We start from the raw sequence: 19612 nt of genomic DNA, 5'->3' as shown, positions 1-19612 counted from the left end.
AATTTTAACCATTTACTTTGTGTGGCAAAGTGAATGCTAATTAACCTAAAAACTAAATAAAGGAGTCATAACAAATGAAAATAAAACTAGCAAAAGCTTATGGCATGTGTTTTGGCGTTAAAGACGCTATTCAACTTGCCTATCAAAATGCAAAATCGCTCACTATTTGGGGTGAACTGGTGCATAACCCGATTGTTTTAGAAGAACTTCAAAAACGGGGCGCATATATTAATAAAACGTTGGAAAATCCTGAAACTTTAGAAAATAAAAGAGTAATGATTACGGCGCATGGTGTCTCGAATCATATGCGACAGTCCTTAGCAAGCCGTGCTCAACATCTTTTCGATGGCACTTGTCCACTTGTCAAAAAAGCGCATCACACTTTAGCGCGGTTAGTCGAGCAAGGTTATCATCCTGTGGTAATTGGTCAACGTCATCATGTTGAAGTCAAGGGATTAACAGGTGATTATCCCAATGCGGTAGTAATTGAAAAAGAAGAAGACATGGTTTTATTGCCTGCTTATCCACGTCTTGGAGTGATTGCGCAAACAACTTTTCGTGTAGAAACGGTGCAAGCATTTTTAGAGATCTTAAAAAGGATGCGACCTTATGCAGAAATTAAGTTTTGCGATACGGTGTGCCAACCCACGAAAGATCGACAGAATGCAGTGAAAGAATTAGCGAAAGAGGTGAATTTGCTCATCGTGATAGGAGGTAAAAATAGCAACAATAGCACTCAATTAGTTCATTTAGCTCGTGAATTAAATTGTCCGGTTCATAAAGTGGAGAGAGCCGAAGAAATTTGCGAATCATGGTTTGATGATTCTATGACAGTCGGCGTAACCGCAGGCACTTCGACTCCAGAATCTACGATTCAAGCGGTAATAAAAAAATTGGAAGCGATTCAGGGTCGCTTTAATCAGGAGGTCGCATGATGAAATCTTCCGATTTTTGGTGTCATCATTTTCAAAAGAGGTTGAAAAATCCGTGGTCATTGTATTTATCTGAGAATCCTAATATTGCATTTTTCAGCAATAAAAAACTGATCCGATCTTTGCAGGCATGGCAAAAAGGAGAAACTTCAGATGGCGCTCACCTCAAATCTGCTGTAAAACGAAGCCGATTTTTTAAAGAGGATCCTTACTATTTCAAAGCAATCGAATGCTTTATTAAAGAAGAGCAGCATCATGGCGAAATGTTGGGACAGTATTTGGATTCGGTAGGAGTAAAAAGATTGGCGAGTGATATGGGTGACTTTTGTTTTAGGAAGGTAAGATATTTTATGGGCCATATCGAAATTTGGACGGTTACCGTTCTTATTATAGAAAATATGGCAGAACTTTATTATGGTATTTTAGCACGACGCTCGGGGTGTCCTGTTCTAAAACGACTTTGCGAAAATATTTTAGCCGATGAAGTTTGGCACATTAGATTTCAGTGTGAAAGATTGGCGCTTATGTGGCGGGGACGAGCTAAAATTCTATTATACTTAACCCAATTAGGCATGGTTTCACTTAATGGAGTTGTGATGGTGGCTGTTTGGTTGCTGCATTTACAAGTTTTTAAGTTGGATCAGCTTAACTTTATGGAATCTAATCGCAAAAGCTTTAAAAAATTAAAATATGTTTTTCAATTCATAAACCATTTTATGAGTGTTTAAGTATTTTATTGCTTATTACTTGTGAGTAGCGATTTTTCTTGAGAGGAATTATCGGTTCACTGGGATTTGGAAGCAACGAGAAATTAAGATTGCAATTTTATAAAGGAGTGAGATAGTTCGCGCAAATTGCATGAAGAATCTGGGGGGATTTCAATTTCAAAAAATCAAAAGGAAAATCTTTATGAAGAAAAAACTATTTCTTTTTTTAACCTTATTATCTTTAACACAACTGGGACAAAGTGTGACGTATTTGCAAGATTCGTTTCCAGTGGATGGTAATTTAAATGGTCAAATGCCTTCGATAGGCGGAGCGTGGACATTTTTTTCAGGGACGGCGAATCAAATGCAAGTAACAGGAGGAAGGACTCAAATTACTGCAGCTCAATCAGAAGATGTGGCTTCAGCTTTTGCTTGGGGTGGAGCAGGAAGTATTTTTGCGGGTTTTACAATTAATATGACAACCGCGCCAACTGCAGGAGCGAATGGAGATTATATCGCTTCATTTCGAACAGGAGGCAATTTTAATGGGCGTATTTTTACATTAAGACCAGGTCCCGCTGGCACTTTTCGATTAGGGTTAAGCAATAATAACAACGCGCCCCCTTCTGTAACTTGGGCAACTGACTTACCCATTAATCAAGATATTCGAGTGGTTGTTCGTTTAACAGAAAATGCCGCTAATGATAATATCACACTTTGGGTCAATCCAACGAGTATTGCTGATACTTCGATTGCTACGGTTCCAGCAGCTGTTTTTGCTAATATTACGAGTTTTGCTTTGCGTCAGGCTACCAGTGCTGTCTATGGTCAGATGGGTATTGACGACTTAAATATCGACGACAGTTTTGCAGCGGCTGCGGGCAGGATTTTGTCAGTGGATAATACGGGTAATCCCTTGGCTGCGAGCCATGTTCAAGGAACGGTAGATCAGCCGATTTTTGGGTTTCAGTTGACAGCGAATAATCAAGACATTGATTTTACTGCGGTCAATATTGCGCGAACGTTAGGAAATGGTGCAGTGCTCGGCGACTTTTCGAATTATCGGCTTTATTACGATGTTAATAATAATGGCTTTGATGGAGGCGATACTTTATTGGCCACCGTGCCTGCAGACAATGCCGTGATTAATTTTAATGGTATTGTGGGGCAAACTGTGCAAGTGGGCACGCCGCGACGTTACGTGGTCATTGCCGATGTGGCGCCAGCTGCAGTGATAGGAGGAACAGTGGGGCTGCAGATTGTTAACAATTCCAATATTACGGTTAACTCGGGAACGATCGTCAATACAACGGCTCCTTATCCGGGAGTAATTGTGAATCATTCTGTAGCAGATGGCACGCCACCTACCATTTCCGTACTCACTCCTGCTGATAATGCGATTAATATTAGCCCCAATGCCAACTTAGTCATTCAATTTAATGAAAACGTGCAAGCGGGTGTGGGAAATATTACGATTGTAGAAACAGGCATGGGCAATTTCGAAGTCATTCCTGCCAACAATCCGAATGTGAACATTGTAGGAAATACTGTGACGATTGATCCTGCTGGAGTTTTGGGATTGAATAAACCCTATCATATTTTGATTGATGCGGGCGCTTTCACAGATTTGAATGCCAATCCTTTTGCTGGCATTAATAATCAAACCACATGGAATTTTACCACGGTGGCCACGCAAGTGACTGTGGATAATACGGGCAATCCTGTGGCAAGTGATCTGAATCAAGGTTCACTCAATCAACCGATTTACGGATTTCAACTCACGGCAGCTAATGGCAATGCGGATTTTACCGCCGTCGCGATTGCGCGCGCTTTGGGTAATGGCGCGCAGTTAAATAATGTGAGCAATTATCGGCTTTATTACGATGTTAATAATAATGGCTTTGATGGAGGCGATACTTTATTAGCTACCGTTCCTGCGGACAATGCAGTGATTAATTTTAATGGTATCGTAGGACAGACTGTGCAAGTGGGCACACCGCGACGTTATGTAGTTGTGGCCAATGTGGCAGCCAACGCAGTGGATAATGGAACAATCAGTTTGCAAATTGTCAATAATGCGGATGTTACAGTTTCTGCTTCGATCACTAGCATCGCTCCTTATCCGAATGCGCCGATTGCGCACACTTTGCAAGATGTCACTCCGCCGACTGTTTCTTCATTTAACCCTTTGGATAATGCAGTAAACGTGGCGCCTAATGCCAATTTGGTGGTGCAATTTAGTGAGCCAGTTTTTGCAAATGTGGGAAATATCACCATTGTGCGAACCGGTGTCGGCAATTTCGAAGTGATTCCAGTTGGTGATCCTAAAGTTTCGATTGTTGGCAACACCGTGACCATTAACCCGGCGGGCACCTTAGCCTTTGGAACCGCCTATCATGTTCTCATCGACAATAACGCTTTGGTGGATGGCGGCAATAATGCGTTTGCTGGCATCAATAACTCAACCACATGGAATTTCCAAACCGAGTTGCTTGCTTTGAGTGTGGACAACACAGGTAATCCTGGAGCCAACAATGTGAATCAAGGCGCAACGGATCAACCGATTTATGGGTTTCAATTAAGCGCAGTGAATGGCGATGTGAATTTCACGGCAGTCACAATTAATCGCAACTTAGGCAATGGCGCGCAAACAGGAAACTTTTCGAATTATCGCATCTTTTTCGATAATGATAATAACGGGTTTGATGTGGGCGATAATTTATTAGCCACTGTGCCTGCGGATGCGGCGACTCTTAATTTTTCTGGTATTGTCGGACAAACCGTGCAAGTGGGCACACCGCGACGTTATGTAGTCGTCGCCAATGTTGCTGCCAATGCTGCGCATAATGGCACGATCAATTTGCAGATCGTTAACAATGGCAATGTGACTTCGAGCGCGAATACGATTAATACATCAGCTCCTTACCCAAATGTGCCGATTAATCATACTGTTCAAGATGTTACGGCACCGACCATTGCTGTTTTAACTCCACCCGATAATGCCACTGGCGTTGTCCCGAGCGCCAATTTATCGATTCAATTTAGCGAATCGGTGGTGGTAGGAGCGGGAAATATCACGATTGTTGAAACAGGGGTGGGCAACTTCGAAGTGATCCCAGTGAATGATCCTCGTGTTAGCATTTTAGGAAATACGGCAACGATTAATCCCAACGGTGTTTTAGCTTTTGGCACGGATTATCATGTGCTGGTTGATAATGGCGCTTTCGTGGATGTGGCTAACAACGCTTTCGCTGGTATTAATAATCAGACGACTTGGAATTTCACTTCTGTTGCCAATACTTCTCCCACTATTGAAGGAGCTGGCATTGCGGATGTGGTCGTAGATGAAAATGCGCCACCCACTATCATTAATTTGCCGCCCGCTTTCCAAGACGTGGAAACGGCTGATGCGAATTTGGTTTATTCCGTAGAAGCGACCAATTTTGTGAGTGGCGATGCTGAAATTTTCAGTGGTGTAGTAGTTGATAACAATGCAGACACACTCACTTTAAGTTATCTTCCTAACTCGAATGGTGTCTTTACGATCACCGTGCGTGCAACGGATGAGGGGAGTTTATTTGTCGAAGACACTTTCCAAGTCACAGTAAACCCGATTGTGGAACCGGTCACAGGCATCACGAATTTAGTGGTAACACCGACTAACGGGTTTATTGCGATTGGTAAAACTCTGCAAATGACAGCAACGGGCATTGGCACCAATGGCACGACAAATGTCACGCTTGCGTCGACTTGGAGTTCGGGTGATACGAATATTGCTACAGTCGACAATGTCGGAGTTGTGACGGGTTTAAGCGCTGGCGATGTTGCGATCACGGCAGTTTTTGATGATTTAACGAATAGCGCAACAGTTAAAGTGCGAAAGGAATTCGCTATTACCTTTAGCAAAATCAAACCTGCCAAACGCACGCCTAAACTCAAAGTGGGCAAAGCGTTTAAAGTAAAAGGCAAATTTGATACCGGCACCAATGTCTTTACGAAAGCTGATATTACGACTTTGCCGCTCAAAATTCAGTTGGCATTCCTATTTACTAGCACCAATACGAATGGCGAAGTAGCACAAGTTACGGCGTTCCAAGATGTGACTAAGATCAAAGGGTTCAAGGCGACTAAACCTAAGAGCTTAGGAAAATTTATTGCAAAATCGGTGGGAGCAGATTTGCCGGCGGGTAATGCGACAGTTTTATTGCAAGCAACTTTGGGAGCAGACGGCATCAATCAAGCTGTATCTCCAATCTTTACTAATCCCACGCCTTTTGAGGTGAGAAGAAAGTAAAATTAAATTTCTTTTTCTTAAAGAATTAAGCTCCTCTTGGGTCGTTGAATGGCTTGAGAGGAGTTTTTATTCGTGGTTGCGCTTCCTGGCATGTCTTTTAATTTACTTTCAAAGGGTTATATCATAAGTTGAACTAATAACGAATCACATGAAATGGAAAGAGTTATGGCGCGAAGTGAAGATTTCCTGGCGACAGCTTTCCATAAAAAGCCAGTTAAAATTTTTTCCGATTCGGGAAGATTTTGCTCATTACGACACGGTTAAAGCCAAAGGAGATTTCAAAGCGGCGCTTAGTGTGGCTTTAATGGCTTTACCACAAGGCATGGCTTATGCTTTGGTAGCAGGATTGCCGATTCAATATGGCATTTATTGTTCCGCGATTGCAGCTTTTGTAGGTCCTTGGTTTTCCAGTTCGCGTTTTACTATTTTGGGGCCATCCAATGCGACGGCGATTTTAGTTTTAAGCGCTTTTATTTTGGATCCTTCTGGGGGCGATAAATTGGCCAGTTTGAGTTTGTTAGTTTTGTTGGTGGGACTTTTATTAATTGCTGCGGCATTTCTGCATGTTCCGACTTTAATTCAGTATGTTTCGCGCAGTGTGGTAATTGGTTATATGACGGGTGCTGCACTACTGATTATTGCTAATCAGTTGCATCATTGTTTAGGGTTCAGTGTGGGAGAGGCCACGACATTTTTTGATGTGTGGAAATTAACATTTCATGGGCTGAATGAAACACGCTGGCAGGATTTAAGTTTGGCCTTATTTGCGTTGGGTATTTATGAAGGAGTTCGAAAACATTATACTCGATGGCCAACTGCAGCGATTACATTAGGGTTAACAACAATAATCGCTCAGATTTTGCGGTGGGCAGGTGCTGAAGCACGCTTTTTAGTACCTCTTCCCTTTGCATCATGGCCATTGAGTTGGCCTGCTTGGAGTTTAAATAGTTTTTATGGCTTAGCCGATGAGGCATTTGCTTTGGCTTTATTTGCGATTTTGGAAGGCACTTTTATTTCTAAATCGTTGGCAAGTCGCACCAATCGCCCTTACGATGTGAATCAGGACACGCTTAGTATGGGTATTGCAAATGTGGCTTGCGCTTTTTTTTCGGGCATGCCCGCTTCGACTTCTCCCGTTCGTTCACAACTTAATTATGAAAGTGGTGCAAAAACTTCTTTGGCAAGTGTTTGGAGTGGATTAATTTGTGCCGCGGCAGTTTTTTTTGCAGGCCCCATGATTGGATGGGTTCCATTGTCTGCTTTGGCGGTATGCGTGATTCGGGTAGCTTGGGGTTTGGTCGATTGGCGTCGTATCCGTATTGCACTGCGAGCGACCCGATCGGATGGAATTGTTTTAATAGTGACTTTTTTAGCGACTCTATTAACGCCCTTGGATTTTGCGATTTTTCTGGGGGCGGCTTTTTCTATTGTTTTGTTTTTGCGCAAGGCAGCGATGCCACAATTGGTAGAATATACGTTTAATGAGGAAGGCAATTTGTGCGAGGTGGATGCTTTGGGAAAACGAGTCAATCCGCAAATCTCCATTATTCATGTTGAGGGCGAGCTGTTTTTTGGCGCTTCGGATTTGTTTCGTAATGAAATTCGGCGTGTGGCAACAGATGAGAATCTAAAGGTGATTGTTTTACGGTTAAAGAATGCGCGTCATTTGGATGCGACGAGTGTGATGGCGTTGGAAGAGTTGATTTTATTTTTGCGAGGTCGGGGTTGTCATCTATTAATCAGTGGCGCGATGCGAGATGTGATTCGAGTTTTAAAATCTTCAGGTCTTTTTAATTTGCTAGGTTCAGAAAATATCTTTCCTGGTTCCACACAAAATCCTAATGTTGCTACCCGCAATGCCTTGAAACGAGCTCAAGAATTGTTGGGCACGGCAAAGGCGGATGTAAGAATTTTTTATGATGCCAATAAAATTAATAAAACTGAAACTTAAGAAATAAATGTTTATGAAAGAAAAGATGAAGAAATTATCAAAGGCTTACTTGTTATTAGGAGCTGGCCTAACAATTGCTTATGCTATTTTATTTTTGTTGGCAGTGTTTAATTATGAATGATTCCTTTTTACCTAAAGCGATTGAGATTGTACAAGAGGCGGGGCAAATGCTGATTGGGGCGTTTGGGCAAACGCTAAAAGTGGATGCAATGAGTGATCATGATATTAAATTGAAATTGGATCAGGAGTGTCAGGAGTTGATGACGCATCGTATTTTGGAAGCATTTTCGGATCATACCGTTTTTGGTGAAGAAGGAAGCACTGCGGAATATGGTGCTTCGGAATTGCAATGGATTGTGGATCCAATTGATGGCACGGTGAATTTTTTTTATGGCTTCCCTCATTTTGCGATTACTTTGGCTTTGCAAAAGAATCGGCAAACGATCTTGGGGATAACTTATGATCCGCTAAGAAATGAATTATTTACTGCGGTAAAGGGTGGGGGTGCAAAGTTAAATGGTCATAAAATTCGTGTGAGCGCTCGCAAGCAACTCAATGAGGCAATGGTTTCAACGGGTTTTGCAAAAATGAAATCGGTGGTTGAAGAAAGTTGGGGTTCAGTGCAATTTTTAGCGAATCATGCCCGTAAAGTCAGAATGAATGGATGCGCTGCTTTGGATTTAGCTTACATTGCTTGCGGTAGATTGGATGCTTATTTTGAGAGAGGTATCCGACTGTGGGATATTGCAGGTGGAACTTTATTGGTGGAGGAAGCTGGGGGACGAGTGGATTTGTTACCCAGGAGTGATATTTTTCTTTCTTATCTTATGACAGCAAGTAATGGCCAATTGGTTGATCTCCCGAATTTTTTTGAGAAAGAAAAATAAAAAACCACCCATGAAGGGTGGTTTTATTAAAAGAGAAAATATTTATTTTTTCTTGCAGCAAGGCTTGTCGCAATTAGGAGGACATTCTCGCTTCTTTTTATGGCAAGATTTGCCGTCATCGTTATGACATTTTTCTTTCATTGCACACTGTTTTTGAGATCCGCGCTTATGCGATTTTTGCGAAGCACATCCCACTGTTAAAAAAAGCCCTAAACAAGCAGCCACCAATAAAGAGGAAATTTTTGTTATTTTCATTATGGGAAGAAAATTAGAATTTTATATTCTTTTGTCAATGGGAATAGGATTTTTCCTATTGCGCTTGAAATGAGATTGGATAAGATATTCGGTTTAATATCTACTTAAATTATAGACATTGATATGATGACACATTTGGATCGTTTGGAGTCGCAAAGTATTTTCATTTTGCGCGAGGCTTACCATGCTTTTTCGAATTTGGCGATGCCTTGGTCGATGGGGAAAGATTCCAATGTTTTGATTTGGCTTTGTAAAAAGGCGTTTTGCGGAAAAATTCCATTTCCTGTTTTGCATATTGATACAACTTATGAATTTCCTGAAATGTTGGAGTATCGAGATTGGGCCAAAAAACATTATGATTTAGACTTAATTGTGAAGATTAATGAAGAAGCGCGGGCGCGAGGAGTCGGCTATGAAACCCATGATCCGGTCACGGTGACTCATGAATTGAAGACAGTCGCCTTGCAACAGGTTTTATCGAAATATAAATGGGATGCATTGATTACGGGTATTCGGCGAGATGAAGATTCTACGCGCGCTAAGGAACGTTATTTTTCGCCCCGCAATGCGGAGTTCGAATGGGACTATAAAGATCAACCTCCTGAGTTTTGGAATCAATTCACTACGGAATGTAAACCAGGAGAGCATGTTCGCGTGCAACCTTTACTGGATTGGACGGAGGTAGATATTTGGGAGTATATTGATCGGGAGCAAATTCCGATTCCCAAAATGTATTTTTCGCGAGAAGGGAAACGTTATCGTTCTTTGGGATGTTGGCCGATTACAAAAAGTGTGGACAGCAACGCTTCCACCATTCGCGAAATTATCGAGGAACTTAAACAGACCAAAGTGCCGGAACGCGCGGGTCGGGCTCAGGATCATCACGAGCGCAACGCGATGCAGAAACTGCGGGCGAAGGGGTTTATGTGATCTGTATTTAAAAAATTTGAATTTGATTATGATAGAACCTGAAAGATTGAAAATTGTAATTGTAGGCCATGTGGATCATGGTAAATCGACTTTAATTGGCCGACTTTTTTATGATACGGATTCCTTGCCTCAAGGCAAAGTTGAAAGTATTCGTGCAGCTTGCGAGGCGGAAGGAATGGATTTTGAATATGCTTTTTTGCTCGATGCTTTGTTGGAAGAACAGGAGCAAAATATTACTATTGATACTACGCAAATTCCGTTTCGTACCGAAAAACGAAACTATGTGATTATTGATGCGCCAGGTCATAAAGAATTTTTGAAAAATATGATTACGGGTGCAGCGAGTGCGGATGCTGCGATTTTGTTGATCGATGCACATGAAGGAGTGCAAGAACAATCACGTCGTCATGGCTATTTGCTTTCTTTATTAGGCATCAAACAAGTAATCGTTGCAGTCAACAAGATGGATTTGGTCGATTTTAAGGAAGAAGTTTTTCAAAAGATTCAAAAAGAATATTCTGAATTTTTAGCAAAGCTTGGAGTAAGTCCGCGTTATTTTATTCCTGTTTCTGCGAAGCACGGTCACAATATTATTAAACTTAGCGCTGAAATGGCTTGGTATCAGGGGCCGGTTATTTTAAATGCTTTAGATTCTTTCGAACAACCGGCTCCGAGCACGGATCAACCTTTGCGTCTGATGGTGCAGGATATTTATCGGTTTGATAAGCGTCGCATTGTTGCAGGGCGTATTGAGTCAGGCACTTTAAAAGTCGGAGATGAACTGGTTTTTTGGCCGGATCGCAAGCGCAGTCGAGTGAAATCCATTGAGGCGTGGGGCGCAAAAAAATCTCCCACAGAATCCAAGGCTGGAGAGTCGGTGGCAATTACCTTGACGGAACAAATTTTTGTGGAGCGCGGGCAATTGGCCAGTCATTTAAAAGAGGGGCCTGTAGAGGCGCGCGAATTTAAAGCCAATCTTTTCTGGCTGCACAATGAACCTTTGAAACTTAACACACCGCATACGCTGCGTTTGGCAACACAGGAAGTAGAAGCGCGTATTATCAAAATTGCGCGAGTGATTGATTCATCAACGTTGGAAGAAGTCAAGGAAGCTCGTTACGAAATCGGAAAAAATGAAGTGGCGGAGGTGATTGTTCGGGCCCGACGTCCTTTGGCCTTTGATAATATTGACCGTTTTCCCACCACGGCACGTTTTGTAATACAACAGGGGAGTCGTATTGGTGGAGGAGGCATTATCCATGATGCTGACTACAACAAGGAAATGGATTCACAAGGAGTCACGAGCGCAAATATTACTTGGACAGTAGGCAAAGTAACGCGTGAGGATCGAGCAGAACGTTTGGGGCATCAAGGAGCCGTGATTTGGTTGACGGGATTATCTGGTTCAGGCAAATCCACGTTGGCAGTGGCTTTGGAAAATAGTCTGCATCGTCGCGGCATGACAAGTTATATCTTGGATGGAGACAATTTACGACACGGCTTATGTTCTGATCTAGGCTTTAGCGCAGAAGATCGTGCGGAAAATATTCGTCGTGCAGGCGAGCTTGCGAAAATGATGGCGGAGGCGGGTTTAATTGTCGTGACTTCATTGATTTCGCCATTTGCAAAAGATCGTCAACGCGTGCGCGAAATTTGTCATGCTGCCGGAGTTGTTTTTGCTGAAGTTTATGTTAATGCGCCTCTCGAGGTTTGTGAACAACGCGATCCACGTCAACTTTATCGCAAAGCGCGAGCAGGGGAGATTAAAGGTTTTACAGGGATCGATTCTCCTTATGAAGCCCCACAAAAACCGGATTTGGAGATCAAAACAGGGGAAATTTCTCTTCAAGAATCGCTGGATCAACTTTTGGAATTGGTGGTAAATTTATCGCATTCGGATGCGCCATTAAAAGCTGAAGAAGCCGCACCAGGAACTAATATTTAATTTCAATAGGACGATTAAAATTTAAGAAAGTTTTTTATTTAAATTTTAATTTTTACCTTTTCTTCTTCGTCCTCTTCGTTATCAGAACCGAAGCGCTCTTTCCAATATTGTAAGTCTTCAGTTTGATTTTTTGAAGGTTGCATGGCAAAAGCGGTTTTGACCTGGCTGTTTAATAAATCCTGATCTTTGGTAGATTTGATTTTGCCATCCTCGTTTTGTGCGACGCGAAGTCGATTGGGGTCAAGGTCATTTAAAGACTGATCTTTTCCTTCTATTTTTTCTTCCTTTTTTTCTTCCTTCGGAAGATTTTGAATGAGGTAATCAGCTTCTTCGCTTCGACGGGTTTTTAGGTAACCCTTATCATTATGTGTGGCTTTAAGTAGTTTGGCTGCATCGTTCCAATCTTTTTGTTCGACGGCGGCATTCCAAAAAGCTTTTTCTGCTTGGTTGCCGGTAATGCCACGTTTTTCTCCACGGTTAAATTGAAAGGAAGCAATCGCGGTTTGAACACTTTCCGGTAATTCATCGAAACGTTTTAATTTTAATTCTTGGCCTGCTGCCTTGGCTTCAGCTTCTTTTTTTTCTACTGATTCATTGTAAGCGGCGATAAATTTGGGTTGTTTATCTTCGATGACGGCATTGGTGAGTTCTTCGGTTTCTTCTGGAGTTAGAGTAAAGGCGAAAGTGGCATTTTTTTTAGCTTCAGCTAAGGTTTCTCGCGATTCTTTTAAAGTTTCTTTTGTTTGCTCTACTGCAGTTTCTTTTTCATTTAGTTTTTTAGTGGCTTCATCGACTTTAGTCATAGCAGCCTTAGTGTCTTGATGGGCTGCGGTTGTTTTTTTGAGTTCTTGTTCCGCTTTTTGTAAAGCTCTTTTGGATTCTCTAGCTTCTTTAGTGGTTTTTTGAATTTCTTTTTTGGCGTCTTTTATTGCCTGGGTGGCAGCGTAAATAGCATCGAAGTCAGCAGAAAGTTTGGGATCAGTTGTGGCACTACGAGGATGTTTAGGGCCGTAAGCGGCAAAAGCTTTTAATTTTGTTTTAAGAGCATCACTGATATTGAGTTTATCAATTTCACCTGTGGTATGCTGGCCGATATCAAATCCAGGGCCAACTGTGACACCACTAGTTTTTGCAGGAATATAACTCTTGCTTAAAACACCCCCTTCTTTTTCCCAAATAAATTTCCAATTAATTTTGGAGGGAGGATCAGGCTGAGTTGTTTGTTCGGGACCTGCCATAAGAGATGGAACAGGGTGGAACAGCAAAAATAGTTTGTCAAAATATTTTTGTTATATGTGAATTTTATGGGAATGGACGCATTCAGTAAGAATGGCTTTTCCAATTTCCAAATTAAGATTCTTTTTCCAATAGTGCATGGCTTTTTCGCTTTTTGCGGAGGTTGCTTGGGGTTCAGAAGTTTTTTGGACTGGGGTGGCAGCAGTTGTAAGTGCGGGCTGTTTTTGAAGGAGGTTTTGAATAAGATAATCGGCTTCGGCAATGCGACGCATTTTTAAATGATCCAAATTATATTCAGTGGCTTTGAGGATTTTGGCGATTTCCTTCCAGTCATTTTGTTTGACCGTGGCGTTCCAAAAATTTTTTTCTTCCGGGGTGCCATTTTTTTCGATCGCTTCGCGCCGATTATAAAGAAAGGAAGCGACAACCGTTTGCACACTCGGGGGCAATGCCGTGAAGGATTTTAAAGATTTGACGGATTCGGTTTGAGATGTTTTTGAAATTTCTTGAGAAGGAGCTGGACTATTGGTTTGGATGGCTTGCGGCTCTTCGACTTGCAAAGTTGCTTTGACTAGTGCGTGTAACTCTTCGCGGTTGAGTTTTAAATGGGAACTGTTTTCTTTTTGAATCTTTTCAAGAGTTTGTTTGTTTTTCTCAAATTCTTGTTTGGTTTGATCCGCTTCGATTTTAGCAAAACTGTTTTTTGTTTTTTGTTTTTGAGTTAATGCCAGTTTTCTTTTTGCTCGGAGATGTTTTAATTTGGCTTTTTTAAAATTGCGAATGGCAGTTTGAATTCTTTCATAATTCAAAGCGAGTTGCTGATCGGTAAGGGTGGTGCGCTTCTTTTTGATTCCATAGGTAGCCCAAGCTTTTAATTTTTCTTTAAGCGAGGCGCTTAAGGAAAGTTTATCAATTTCATCCAGGGTCAATTGATTGATATCGAGTCCAAGACCGACAGAGGGATTTAATTGGCGAGAGGATAATTTTTCAAATTTTGCGATCACGAAACGTTATCCTTCAATCGTTTGAAGTTCTGCGGGATCCACTTGCACACCTTGCGATTCGAACCAAGCAATAACGTCTTTTATGATTGGGCGTTCGCCTTCCAATTCTAAAGCGATGAGTCCCATATCGCCAGTGACGCTGGATTGGCGAATGTTAAAAATGACATCGAACTTTTTGCTCATCTCGTAGATAAGCGGGCGCGATGCAGTTTCTTTATTAAAAATCAGCCAGTAGCGACCTTTGAAATGGGCCATAATAAAAATTTGCCTAAAAAGAGTTAAATTGCAAACAAAAGCTTGAGCAAAATTTACTAATAGTTTGAAGCATTCAGTTAATTAACCGCCTGCGATGGCTGGCACAATGCTCACTTCGTCAGTTTCTTTGAGAGGTGTGTTTTTTTCCTGTAAGAAACGAACGTCTTCACCGTTGACGTAGATATTGACAAAGCGTCGAAGTTGACCGGCATCGTCGTAGACACGATTTTTCAAGCCGGGATAGTGGCTTTCCAGATCTTGGATCAATGCATCTAATGTTGCGCCGGTGGCTTCGACGGTGTCTTTGCCTTGGGTTAACGTGCGCAATGGGGTAGGGATGGTGACTTGAATAGGCATAATTTTTTCTCCTTTTTATTGTAATCTATGATTTGATATCGACCTTTTCACGCTCCAGAAGAGCGTCAAATTCTTTTAAACTGGGATGAATCAAGTGAGGTTCACTCAGATGACCATCCAAAACTTCTTGAGTTTTTAATCCGTTGCCCGTGATAACAAGCACGATCGGTTCGTCCTTAGGAATTTTGCCATTTTCGATTAATTTTTTCGCGCAACCTAAAGTAACGCCACCAGCGGTTTCAGTAAAAATACCTTCGGTTTCTGCTAGTAATTTAATCGCTTCAATAATTTCTTCGTCAGTGACATCTTCGCAGGAGCCGCCGGTTTCTTTCATAACACCTAAAGCATAATAACCATCCGCCGGCGTTCCGATAGCTAGAGATTTTGCGATGGTTTTTGGCTCTTTTACAAATTGAATCAGATCGCGACCTTGTTTAAAAGCATGACTAATAGGCGCGCATCCTGTGGCTTGTGCGCCATGGATATGAAAAGGGCTGGGTTCGACTAAACCTACCTTCACTAGCTCTTGATAAGCTTTATGCAATTTTGTTAAGAGTGAGCCGCTTGCCATACAGGCAACGGTGTGTGCGGGAATTTTCCAGTTGAGTTGTTCAACGATTTCAAAGCCCATTGTTTTGGAACCTTCCGCATAATAAGGACGAATGTTGACGTTGACAAAAGCCCAACCGTATTTACCTGCAATTTCTGAACAAAGCCGATTGACTTGATCGTAAGGACCTTGGATGCCAACTAGGGTAGTGCTGTAGACCAGGGAATTTAAAACTTTGCTATGTTCTAAATCGGCAGGAATAAAGACATAACTTTTTAATCCGGCTGAGGCAGCATTAGCCGCCACGCTGTTGGCGAGATTGCCCGTGGAAGCGCAAGCTACAGTATCGAAACCCAATTCTACTGCGCGGCTGAGCGCTACAGAAACCACACGATCTTTAAAAGAAAGGGTGGGGTAGTTAACAGTATCATTTTTTAAATAAAGTTCTTTAACACCTAGCCGTTTCGCAAGACGATTGGCTCTGATCAAAGGCGTAAAACCGGCTTGCAAACCGATTGTGGGCTCACCATCCAAAGGCAGAAGCTCACGATAGCGCCACATGCTTTTGGCGCGAGCAGCAATTTTTTCTCGAGAAATATCGCGTCGAATGACTTCGTAATCATAGACACATTCCAATGGACCAAAATCTTCTTCGCAAATGTGGATGGCTTTTTTGGGGTAAAGTTTACCACATTCTCGACATTTTAGATTCGTAAAATAAGGGCTCTCTTTCATAATTTTTTTCTCGCCGTGGCGAGACTGTTTTTCTTATCGAGAGCGGCATCAAGATCGATGCAGTTGGAGGAGTCATCCTGTTCGAAATCTCCTCTCATCTTTTCCCGCCTATGCGGGACTGGAATTGGCACCTTGACGATGTCGCTTAATAAAAGCGAGATCCGGTTGCCGCAGCTTCACAGGGCCAGACCCTCTGCTGCTCTGGATAAGAGAGAGTAAACTTTATAAAATGAAATGCGTCTGTCAAGCGAAACGTCTTTTCAAGAAAGGATAATTGGTTCAGGATTGAAAAATGCACCGTTGGGTTCGTAATTTTGAAGTATTGTGTTTGGCTTTTTGGCTAGGAGCAAGTATTTGGTTTGTTTTTATTCAGAGTCCCTTGCTTTTTCGTGCCGTGCCAGGAATTGCACCCGTTTTACAGGAGCTGCTTTTTCCGAGGTATTGGAATTTGGGTTACGGTTGCTTAGGGTTAGGCACTTTATTTTTATTAGTGCGCGCTTTTTTGTATGTCGATAAAAGTCTTTTTTTAAAAGCGATTGTATTAAGTGTTATGATCGGATTGCTGGCTATCATTCAATTTAAAATCACTCCTGAAGTAAGAAGTTTAGGTAGTCAACTGATCGAAGCGGGCGCTCATCCCGATCCTGAAGTGAAAAAAGCTTTTGGCAAATGGCATGGGATTGCGATGGGACTTAATTTAGTGGTGTTTCTTGTTGTTTTGCTTGTGACATGGTTAGAGATTTGTCCAAAACAAAAATTTTCGAATGATTAAAAAATCCCCTCTAAAAAGTAATGAGTACCGGAAGATGATCACTGGTAATTGAAGGGGCATCAGCGATGATGGCTTTAGGAAATCCAAGTTTTTTGGTTAAAATATAATCAAAGGTTGTGCCACTAAAAGGTCCGCCACCTCGCCAGGTTTGGCGTTTTGCAGGAGGCGTGTTATTCCAGGAATCCCAAAAGCCTGCCGCTTTTATTTTAGCAATGGTTTGATCGCCTTTGAACTGATTATCATCATTGGTATTGAAATCGCCAGCAACAATCCAGCCTTTGATGTTTTTTGAGTGATAAACGCTTTCCATTTTTGTGATGTGTTCCAAAAGCTGTCGAACGGCTTCATGACGCATGGCCACATTGATTTTTTCACCTGCAGGATCGCTGCTCCCTCGATTGCTTTTGAGGTGTAAACCGTAAATCATGAGAAGCTTTTTGCTTTTCGGATCTTCCAAGGCTGCAAAGGAAAAGCCTCGAGGCGTTTTTTCAGAAGTCACTTTCCACGGTTCGAACCAGGCGGAGTTGGCAGGAAGTCGAGAAGCAATGCCAATTTGTTGTTTTTGGATGTCGCCACTGTCATCGAAACGAAACGCAGAAACGACCTGGACGCGCATATCAGGAATAACGGAAATAAGTTGGTTGAACACTTTCCAATCACGAAGCTCTAGACCAATCAACACATCCGGGTTAAGTTGTTTCAAGGTTTTTTGTGCGCTACTCATCTGAATACGAGCGGTAAGTGGGCTGGGATGGGGATTACGGCCAGGAAACCATTCCAAATTCCAAGACATTACGGTGAGGGCTTGGGAGTGAAATGTTAAAACTAAAATGAGCAAACTGAGATAAAATTTCATAAAAAATATTTTTGCAATGTAGAGAAAACTTTCCTTAAGCCAATTTTTTTATTTAGTATGACGGGCATGCGTTGCGTCGTATTCACAAATTAAATCCAATATAACATCTACAATTTCAGGTTCTGTGCCAATCGCAGGAGTATACCATAGGTGACGATCGTGAACGTGATAAGGGTTTTGTTTAAAAAGTGATTCGGACAAAAGTGATGAGTCCACTTTTTTTACTAGACCTAACAAAACGGGGATGTCTTCATAAGAATGTAGGCCATTGGCGATAAAAAAGGGAACAACCACGACATTCGGTTGTGCGGTGAGTTGGGGCCAGTCTTTGACATAAGGCGCTTGCTCCATAAAAGCGCCTTGGACTTCGGCATAGATTTTTTTTTGTTTTAAACGATTCACTTGATCATAAAGGGTAACGCCCGAATTTTCATGACGTTCGGTGCCGTGGCCTACTAGCAATAAACAAGTTTCGTGAGGCGGAGGAGGAGAAATAACGTTCTGCGCGCGATGAAGCAGGGTTTGAGTCATGGAAGGGTGGGTTCCTACGGGTCGGCAAAAGTAGAGTTGAAAATGGCATTCAATATTCAAACGATTGAATTCTTGGGGAATAATAGTTTGAGTGAAATAACCTTCCGCAATAAAATTAGGCACTAAATAAACTTCTTTTGTTTTGATTTGGTCAAAGGTTTCTTCAAAGGAGGGATGTTCTTTCCAAAAAGCAGGAAGCACGTTGGCAAAAACATCACGTGTTTTGAGCGCTTTCGCATGTTGAAAAGTGGGCAGCGAAGAATCGAGGTTAATGGTTGAGCCGTGACCCACTAAAACGAGGGTGGCTTGTTTCCAAAAAGGGTTATCGGATTTCAACGCTTTGCAGGAACCGATTTTAAAGCTTCGCGAACTTCTTCGAGTTTACCGGCTGAACCCAGTTTTTCATTTTTGTGAGCAATGAATTTGGCGTATTCGTCCATAAAAATTTTGCCAGGAGGACGAAAATCGTATTCGCCAGGTTTGTCGCGAAAATATTCACGATGCACGCGAGTCCATACCAAACGCCCGTCTGTGTCGATATTGACTTTGGTTACGCCCATTTTTGCTGCGGGTAAATATTCATTCTCGTCTACACCACGTGCGCTGGGGTCGAGTGTTCCCCCGGCAGCATTGATGCGTTTTACTTCTTCTGGAGGAACGCTGCTGGAACCGTGCATGACGAGAGGAAAGTTGGGTAGTTTCTTTTGAATTTCTTTGATGACATCGAAACGCAGGGATTGTTGACCTTTAAATTTGTAAGCGCCGTGGCTGGTGCCGATGGCGCAGGCTAAAGAATCGCAACCGGTTTCTTTCACAAATTTTTCGGCTTCATCAGGGTTAGTTAAACAAGCGTTGCCCTCATCTACTTTAATGTCTTCTTCGACACCACCCAACATGCCCAACTCGGCTTCGACTGAAATCCCTTTTTGATGAGCGCGCTCGACTACGCGTTTTGTAATAGCTACATTTTCTTCAAAGGATTCATGCGAGGCGTCGATCATGACGGAACTGTAAAAACTTGAATCAATGCAATCGTAGCAGGTTTCTTCATCACCATGATCAAGATGAACCGCAAAAATGACTTCGGGAAAGATTTGTTCCGCAGCGCGAATAATGGCTTCAATGATACGTTTGTCAGTATATTTGCGAGCGCCTTTGGAAAGTTGAATAATAAAGGGGGCTTTGGATGCCGAGCAACCCCGAAAAAGTCCGACAGCTTGTTCGGCATTATTAATATTGTAGGCACCTATGGCAAATTTCCCGTAAGCGACTTGGTAGAGTTGTTGGGTAGTAACGATCATAAAAATTAATATACATAGAAGAGATGTTGTTGCTATTGGCAAGTGGAAATATGAAAAAAAAATCAGGTTGAGGAAATAAATAAGCCTTGGCAAAGTGGCACGGGTTAGCTATTT

General features: G+C 42.1%; 16 protein-coding genes and 1 riboswitch. Of the genes, 8 read left to right on the top strand and 8 right to left on the bottom strand.

Annotation, left to right across the window (positions count from 1 at the left end):
• The first annotated feature begins 74 nt into the window (after positions 1-74).
• The 7 genes from ispH to cysC all read left to right on the top strand — a co-directional run bounded on the left by ispH (position 75) and on the right by cysC (position 11901).
• Positions 75-935, top strand: a complete 861-nt coding sequence (ispH, locus tag K1X66_05330; GenBank protein ID MBX7157788.1) for a 4-hydroxy-3-methylbut-2-enyl diphosphate reductase — start codon at positions 75-77, stop codon at positions 933-935.
• Positions 932-1660 (top strand): ferritin-like domain-containing protein, encoded by a 729-nt coding sequence (locus K1X66_05325; GenBank protein MBX7157787.1) that lies wholly within the window; start codon positions 932-934, stop codon positions 1658-1660. The genes ispH and K1X66_05325 overlap by 4 nt, the downstream gene beginning before the upstream one ends.
• A 181-nt stretch (positions 1661-1841) precedes the next feature.
• Positions 1842-5933: an Ig-like domain-containing protein gene (locus K1X66_05320; GenBank protein MBX7157786.1), complete on the top strand. Its 4092-nt coding sequence runs from the start codon at positions 1842-1844 to the stop codon at positions 5931-5933.
• Between the two features lie 148 nt (positions 5934-6081).
• Positions 6082-7884 carry a SulP family inorganic anion transporter gene (locus K1X66_05315; GenBank protein ID MBX7157785.1) on the top strand — a complete coding sequence of 601 codons (1803 nt, stop codon included), beginning with the start codon at positions 6082-6084 and terminating at the stop codon, positions 7882-7884.
• Positions 7885-7997: 113 nt separating this feature from the next.
• On the top strand, positions 7998-8771 hold the full coding sequence (locus K1X66_05310) for an inositol monophosphatase (GenBank protein ID MBX7157784.1): 774 nt from the start codon (positions 7998-8000) through the stop codon (positions 8769-8771).
• 381 nt (positions 8772-9152) lie between these two features.
• Positions 9153-9956 carry a sulfate adenylyltransferase subunit 2 gene (locus K1X66_05305; protein ID MBX7157783.1) on the top strand — a complete coding sequence of 268 codons (804 nt, stop codon included), beginning with the start codon at positions 9153-9155 and terminating at the stop codon, positions 9954-9956.
• A 28-nt stretch (positions 9957-9984) separates the two neighbouring features.
• A complete protein-coding gene (cysC, locus tag K1X66_05300; protein ID MBX7157782.1) occupies positions 9985-11901 on the top strand; it encodes an adenylyl-sulfate kinase in 1917 nt (638 codons plus the stop codon).
• Positions 11902-11939: 38 nt separating this feature from the next.
• On the opposite strand, the gene K1X66_05295 is transcribed toward cysC, so the two are convergent.
• From K1X66_05295 to thrC, 5 genes are all read right to left on the bottom strand, one after another.
• On the bottom strand, positions 11940-13139 hold the full coding sequence (locus K1X66_05295) for a hypothetical protein (protein ID MBX7157781.1): 1200 nt from the start codon (positions 13137-13139) through the stop codon (positions 11940-11942).
• 51 nt (positions 13140-13190) lie between these two features.
• Positions 13191-14141 carry a hypothetical protein gene (locus K1X66_05290; GenBank protein ID MBX7157780.1) on the bottom strand — a complete coding sequence of 317 codons (951 nt, stop codon included), beginning with the start codon at positions 14139-14141 and terminating at the stop codon, positions 13191-13193.
• Positions 14142-14147: 6 nt separating this feature from the next.
• Positions 14148-14396 (bottom strand): NIL domain-containing protein, encoded by a 249-nt coding sequence (locus K1X66_05285; GenBank protein ID MBX7157779.1) that lies wholly within the window; start codon positions 14394-14396, stop codon positions 14148-14150.
• 81 nt (positions 14397-14477) lie between these two features.
• Complete coding sequence (locus K1X66_05280) at positions 14478-14753, bottom strand: MoaD/ThiS family protein (protein ID MBX7157778.1); 276 nt, start codon at positions 14751-14753, stop codon at positions 14478-14480.
• A 25-nt stretch (positions 14754-14778) separates the two neighbouring features.
• Positions 14779-16038 carry a threonine synthase gene (gene thrC / locus K1X66_05275; protein MBX7157777.1) on the bottom strand — a complete coding sequence of 420 codons (1260 nt, stop codon included), beginning with the start codon at positions 16036-16038 and terminating at the stop codon, positions 14779-14781.
• Between the two features lie 91 nt (positions 16039-16129).
• Positions 16130-16250: riboswitch (SAM riboswitch) on the bottom strand.
• A gap of 80 nt (positions 16251-16330) precedes the next feature.
• On the opposite strand from thrC, the gene K1X66_05270 reads away from it, so the two are divergent.
• Complete coding sequence (locus K1X66_05270; GenBank protein MBX7157776.1) at positions 16331-16810, top strand: DUF4149 domain-containing protein; 480 nt, start codon at positions 16331-16333, stop codon at positions 16808-16810.
• A gap of 10 nt (positions 16811-16820) precedes the next feature.
• Here the strand turns inward: K1X66_05270 and K1X66_05265 are convergent, their stop codons facing one another.
• From K1X66_05265 to K1X66_05255, 3 genes are read right to left on the bottom strand one after another with little or no spacing between them, the layout of a single operon-like run.
• Positions 16821-17666: an endonuclease/exonuclease/phosphatase family protein gene (locus K1X66_05265; protein MBX7157775.1), complete on the bottom strand. Its 846-nt coding sequence runs from the start codon at positions 17664-17666 to the stop codon at positions 16821-16823.
• Positions 17667-17714: 48 nt separating this feature from the next.
• Entirely contained in the window at positions 17715-18533 is an 819-nt protein-coding gene (locus tag K1X66_05260) for a cobalamin biosynthesis protein CbiX (GenBank protein MBX7157774.1), read from the bottom strand.
• Positions 18530-19498 (bottom strand): class II fructose-bisphosphate aldolase, encoded by a 969-nt coding sequence (locus K1X66_05255; protein MBX7157773.1) that lies wholly within the window; start codon positions 19496-19498, stop codon positions 18530-18532. Before K1X66_05255 ends, K1X66_05260 begins: the two co-directional genes overlap by 4 nt.
• Positions 19499-19612 lie beyond the last annotated feature (114 nt).

The organism is Verrucomicrobiia bacterium (assembly GCA_019694135.1).
Taxonomy (GTDB): domain Bacteria; phylum Verrucomicrobiota; class Verrucomicrobiia; order JADLBR01; family JAIBCM01; genus JAIBCM01.
Note: the sequence above shows the minus strand (reverse complement) of the source record. Positions and strands in the feature narration are given on the sequence as shown.